Genomic DNA, 6515 nt, shown 5'->3' on the forward strand with positions numbered 1-6515 from the left:
TACTGGTTGCGGAATTGCAGCAGTTCGCTGAAGCTGGGATAGTCTCGATTTAATAGTTTAATGACAACTGGAATCTGGTCTGTTTCTCGGAGCGCTCGATATACTAGGGTTCTCGAACCGCAGTATAATTGTTCAACCAGATTGTATCCTGAAACTCGGTTTGTCAAATCCACTGCGCTACTCCTCTGGATTACTCCATCTTAGACATTGACTCTTGTAACTAAGTATCAATAAATACTCCGCACAGTTTTTGGAAGGATACTACAAGCTTACGCGGGGCCAGGAGCATAAAAAAGTCGAATTAAATGTAAGTCAGGGGTAGAGCTGACATTGATTTAATTATCCACAGGGGCTGCGAAGTCAAGCGAGCATAAGCCATTGGGCTATATAAAAACTGTCCGAACTATTGTAACTATACACTTTTATTGGTCGAGTCTGAGGAAAATAGAACTACGATATCCCCAACAGACCGACTCTACCGCTTTTATGATTTTTCACTTTTAAACAGAAAGATGGCGCTCTATCAAGATAGTCTTATACCAATTTCATAAAACAGTGCTACAGTTAGTAGAAGTGCATTGTGCAATTTAGTAGCCAAATAGAGGTCAAAACAGTGTCAGGAGTTGCCAAGATTGTAATTCGAGAAACCGCAGCAGAACTGAAAACTTTGCTGGGTCTAGAGAAAGATGCTGTGCGCCACGACAAACTGCTGATTCTGTATTGGCTCAAAACCCAAAGAGTGGATAGTATATTGTCTGCTGCGGTGCGCTTAGGTAAGCATCGTACCACAATACAAAGATGGTTGTCTAGCTACCGAACTGGGGGAATAGAAGAATTATTATGCCAGAAACCTCGTCCGGGTCGACCCAGAATAATGAATCCCGAAATTGTAGAGAAATTATCAGAAGAGTTAAACCAAGTAGAAGGATTCAGTAGCTACAAAGAAGTACATCAATGGTTGACAAGCTGTTGTGACATTCCTGTGGCATATCGGACAGTGCATCAATGGGTAAGATATCGCCTTAAAGGCAAATTAAAAGTTCCACGTCCTGTGAATGAAAAGCAGAAATCAGGAGCAGTAGAATAGTTAAAAAAAACTGCCAATCTTAATTAAAGCCAGTCTGAGTAAAAGTCAGAGCTTTTTCAAACAATGGAAAAAAAAGCGGTATTGGAGTCAAGACGAAAGTCGAATGGGGTTACATACAATTCAAAGAAGAAAGCTAACCGATTACGGCATAAAACCGCAAGGCAAAGTACAATGGGACTTTACTTATTTGTGGTTGTATGGTTCAGTAGAGCCGCTAACAGGAGCCAGTTTGTTTTATGAGTTTAGTCATTTAGATACAGTGTGCTTTGAGAAATTTTTAGAGCTTTTTGCTAGTGAGTACCCGGAGGATTTACATCTAATTCAAGTAGATAATGGAGGGTTTCATAACTCTTTAAAGCTCAGTATGCCAGAAAACGTTATTTTACTATTTTAACCCCCCTAAAGTCCAGAAGTAAACCCAATAGAAAGACTGTGGGGATACATAAAAGAACAATTGCAATGGTTGAGATTTGAACAAATAGAAAAGTTAAGAGCGGCGCTGCAAAAAGAGTTAGAAAAGTTAACGAATCAAGTAATTGCTTCTTTGACGGGATGGAAGTTCATTTTAGAAGCCATATCTGTAGCAAGACTTTAAGAAAATGGTATTAGGGAGTATCTCAATGAAAGCAACCCAGCCCAAAATTGAAATTTTGAGGCAGGAGAGAGGAGGCAGAAGGCAGGAGGAAAGAAGAAGAAGGAAGGAGCCAGAAGAAGTGTTTTTACCAATATGAGATCCTCCCTAGTCTTATCCTTTCATCGGCAATGATATCGTAAACTCCGTCCCTTTTCCAACTACAGAATTTACCTCGATTGTACCGCCGTGTTTCTCAACTACAATCTGCCGTGCGATCGCCAATCCCAACCCCGTGCCTTTTCCTACTCCCTTGGTAGTAAATAAGTGGTCAAAAATCTGACCTTTTATCTCATCTGATATCCCTGGCCCGTTGTCAGAAATGCGAATCGTCACCCACTCCTTAGACTGCCTTTCTGTCCGAATCGTGATGCAATTAGCTGGGGCTTTAATCTTCTTTAAACTCGGTTCCCGATTTGATTCTTCCAGTGCATCAATGGCATTAGCCAATATATTCATAAACACCTGATTTAATTGTCCGGGGAAGCAATCCACTGAGGGCAAGTTCCCATACTCTTTCACAACTTCAATGGCTGGACGCTGTTCGTTCGCTTTCAATCTGTGTTTGAGAATCAAAATCGTACTGTTAATTCCGTCATGAATATTGAAAGGAACTTTGTAATCTTTGTCGGAGCGGGAAAAGGTACGAAGACTGGTGCTGATACCTTGAATGCGATCGCACCCGATTTGCATCGAATTCAACATTTTTGGTAAATCTTCTAAGAGATATTCGATGTCAAGTTCTTCTGCTATTTGCTCGATGTCATCTCCAGGATGGGGAAATTTTTCTTGGTAGACTTGCAGGTATTTAGTCAGATCTTTGACGGCGGCGATCGCCTCATGAATATTGCCAGAAATAAATCCAACGGGATTATTAATTTCATGGGCAACTCCAGCCACTAAATTCCCCAAAGCCGACATTTTTTCGCTCTGCACTAATTGCAGTTGAGATTGTTCCACCTGGTGGGCGTAGTCCTGGGCTTGCTGATACAATCGCGCATTTTCTAGGGAAATGGCAGCCTGAGTGCAGAGGAAGTTGAGGACGAGGAGACGATCGCGAGTAAACACTCCTTTTGTCGAGCTATGTTCCAGATAAAGTATCGCAACTAAGTTCCCGCGATCGAGAATCGGAGTACATAGCATACTTTGAGAGTGATACTGGAACGTACAGTCATTCATTAAACCCGGAATATCGGTTTTGCCACCTTCAATAACCACAGTTTCCAGGGTGTGTTTGACATAATAAACCAGCTTGAGCGGAATCACCGCCGAGCCATTTAGAGGTTGGGTTTGCAGCAGGGTTGTGGGTAACTGGTTATCTGGATTAATGTGAGTTATTGCCCGGATTTGCCATTCCTTCTGATGGGGGAGTAGCAAAGCACAAGTTTCGGCGCCCGAAGTTTTTAAAATAATTTGGTTGAGGGTGTCGAGCAATTCATCAAGCTGAATTTTACTGGATAAAGCTTGAGCAGCTTGCACAATAGATGCGAAATCTAGGGCCTGGGAAATACTGGTGCTGCTATTACTGGAAGTCTGGGAAGAGTGGCTAATCGTTGCCAGCGTCTCTAGAGGATTAAAGCGATGTTTTGGCTGATTCAGGATAGGCCCAAGTAATTGGGGATAGCGTTTTTCTAAGTCTTCAACCTTAGCTAGTGCACCCCAACGGGCATAACAGTAATACGCCTCCTGCATATAGCTGGCGGCGACTTTTTCTTTGCCCCATTCCCAGTAGAATTTGGCCGCGAGTTCGTTGGCTAATCCTTCCTCTTGGATATAACCGTTATCCTTCGCTCCTTTAATTGCTAGATCGTAAAATTCTAAAGCTTCTGTTTTGCGAGAAAGAACGCGATTTTTTTCGGCTTCAACTAAATGATATTTGTGCAAGTAATTCATGGGGCCATAAGCTGCCCAGTCTTTGAGCTTGGCTTGATTTTCTTCCATTCGCTGCCATCGCGGCTCCGACTGGGACATCGATTCACCAGGAGTGGCCAGCACGTTCAGAGAATCATAGAAGTAGAAGATAGGTTCAACAATACTTCCCATCCCTCCAGCCAAATACTGTCGCGTTTGAGCAGCATCGTGTTCTGCTTTAGCAAAGTCTTCCAGCCAGTAATTTAATGTGAATCGATACAAGTAGAAGAAAGATAGTCGGTAAAAATCGACTTTTGCTTGAGCCAAGACTTTTTCTTCATAGGCATCCTGGCGTAAAGGAATCTCGTCCTCTGACTGACCCAAGAGAATTTGAGCCGCCTGCAAGTACGCCAACACACAGTTTGCTGCTGTGACTTGGTGGAGGTCGCACAACTGTTGGTAATAGGCGCGAATTTGCGGTTCGAGTTCAGCTAGCGGTTGACCGTACCAATAAGCATTGAAACAGTACAACTGGGCGTCGTAGCCCATAAATTCTAGATTGCCTGTTTCTAATCCAGCTTGATAGCCATCGAGAAGAATGGGTAGCGTTTCTTGCAGATGGATCGTCCAAGAACCAACATATGCCCCCATTAACATGGCGGTTGCGGCTCGAATGTTTTTGGCATCGGGTTCTAAGGCGAGTTGGTATCCTAATTGCCCAAACTGAGGCACCATTGTCATATCGCCCCACAGCATCCTCAGTTGGAAGGCGTAACCCACGTAGCAAAAAGCGGAAACCGGACTATTCCCGAATTGGATGGACAACTTAACCTGGAGTGCCACCACCAGGAAATAAAGCTTGGTGCCGGACATATAACAGACGGGTGTCAGCCGAGCCGCATTTTGCATAATGGCTAATTGCTGAGGGTCGCTCATTTTCGGCAGATGAAAGAATGATTCTATAGAGCGACCTTCAATTAAGGCATCAATTTCTTGCTTCAACTGCCGAATATCGTCTAGGGTTGGTTCATTTGGTAGGTTTACTCCTAACATTTGGAAGACTGATTGACCGATCGCGATCGCCTCGACAAATTTATTGTGGGCGACCAATGCCTGGATTTTGACTTGGTAAACTTGCACCTGTTCTAAAGGTGTTTTCGCATGATGAATGACCGCTTCAATCCACTTGTGCATCTGCTCAAAATCGCCCGCCAAGAAAGCCACCTCGGCAGCTAAGTCGTGCAGGGATAGGGTCATTTCATAATGCCGTTCCCAAGCGTCTGTTCCCAGCAGTTGCAGCCCCACTGTGGCATATTCGCGGGCGGCTTGATATGCGGTGGCGGCTCTGGCTTTGTGGCAAGCAGTGAAGTTGAGTTGGGCGAGTTCCTCCCTTTCCTTTTGTTCTACAAACAGTATGGTTCCGTAGTTCAACTGATTGACTAATTCAAAAATGCGTTCTTCTCTGGCTTCTGCTGAAATTTGTTGCAGGAGTAATTGCCCGATTTGATAATGAGCGATCGCGCGTTCTTTTTCCGGAATCAAAGAATAAGCAGCTTGTTGGACGCGATCGTGCAAGAAGCGATAGACAACTGTTTGAGAAGTAGAGCGATCTATGTTATCTTCTTGCCCTACATAAAATTTATAAATCTCACTCTGAGGTAAAACAAAACCTTCCTGTAAAGTTTTCCACAAAGCCGTTGCTGTTGCCGTCTCCGAGATTTCCGAAACAATTGCTAATGTTGTCAGATCGAACTGATTGCCAATGCAAGCGGCTAATTTTAAAACATCCTGAGTTTCAACGGGCAATTTCTGTAACTGCTGCGCCATGAATTCAACTACATCATCCGTCAGTGCTGCTTCTGTAATTTTGCTAATATCGCACTGCCAATATCCTGCTTGAATATTAAAAACAATCAATTTATCTTGATGCAATGCCTTGATAAACTGCGTCGCAAAAAATGGGTTTCCTTTTGTCTTCTGATACACCAATTCCGTCAGCGGTTCTGCTAACTTAGGAGAACAAGTCAGCGTATCTGCTACTAATTGATTCAAACTGGTTCTAGCCAGAGGTGCGAGTGTGATGGTATTGACAATTGCCCCTATTTTCGTGACTTCATCTAAAGTCAACATTAAGGGATGGGCAGCCGAAACTTCATTGTCTCGATAGGCTCCAATTAGTAGCAGGTGACTGGACTGGGATTCACTTATGAGCAATTGCATCAACTTTAAAGATGCCGAATCTGCCCATTGTAAGTCATCCAGAAACATCACTAAGGGATGCTCTTTGGTGGTGAAGACAGAAATAAATTTTTGGAATAGTAAATTAAACAGATTTTGAGCAGCTATCCCTGATAATTCTGGACCTGCGGGTTGTTGTCCGATAATCCGTTCTAGTTCGGGAATGACTTCAATAATGACTTGCCCGTTGTCACCTAGGGCTGCTAAAATTTTGGTTTTCCATGCTTGGATATGGAGATCGCTTTCACTGAGCAATTGTGTCATTAAATCGCGGAATGCTTGCACAAATGCCGAAAAGGGAATATTGCGATTAAACTGGTCAAATTTACCTTTAATAAAATAGCCGTGCAGTCGGACAATTGGTTTGTGAACTTCATTGACGACAACGGTTTTTCCGATGCCGGAAAAGCCTGCAACGAGCATCATTTCGCTGTTCCCTTGTGCTACTCGTTCAAATGCTTCTAAAAGTTGCTGTATTTCTCGTTCTCGACCATAAAGCTTTTCAGGAATCAGGAAGCGATCGCATATATCCCGCGTTCCTAACTCAAAAGTTTCAATCTTTCCAGTTTCTTGGCACTGCTGCCAGCATTTTTCTAAGTCATGTTTCAATCCCCAGGCACTTTGATAGCGCTTTTCGGCATTCTTCGCCATCAGCTTCATGACAATATCCGAAACCACCTGCGGGATTTCTTGGCTGTTTATTGCAGC

Annotated in this window: 3 protein-coding genes and 1 pseudogene; 2 read left to right on the forward strand and 2 right to left on the reverse strand. The window is 43.4% G+C overall.

Annotated elements, in window-relative coordinates; all coding sequences use genetic code 11:
• Nucleotides 1–173 (reverse strand): annotated as a pseudogene (locus QUA45_RS29320) (serine/threonine protein kinase); the annotation flags it as partial.
• 407 nt (nt 174–580) lie between these two features.
• Between QUA45_RS29320 and QUA45_RS27285 the strand changes: the two are divergent.
• The gene (locus tag QUA45_RS27285) at nt 581–1087 is read left to right on the forward strand and encodes a helix-turn-helix domain-containing protein (RefSeq protein WP_333222974.1); all 507 of its coding nucleotides are present in this window, start codon (nt 581–583) and stop codon (nt 1085–1087) included.
• A gap of 103 nt (nt 1088–1190) precedes the next feature.
• Entirely contained in the window at nt 1191–1481 is a 291-nt protein-coding gene (locus QUA45_RS27290; protein WP_333222976.1) for a hypothetical protein, read from the forward strand.
• 351 nt (nt 1482–1832) lie between these two features.
• On the opposite strand, the gene QUA45_RS27295 is transcribed toward QUA45_RS27290, so the two are convergent.
• Nucleotides 1833–6515, reverse strand: a 4683-nt coding sequence (locus QUA45_RS27295; protein WP_445305350.1) for an AAA family ATPase, incomplete at its 5' end; no start/stop codon positions are given.

The sequence above is a fragment of the Microcoleus sp. Pol12A5 genome (assembly GCF_036701435.1).
Lineage (GTDB): Bacteria > Cyanobacteriota > Cyanobacteriia > Cyanobacteriales > Microcoleaceae > Microcoleus.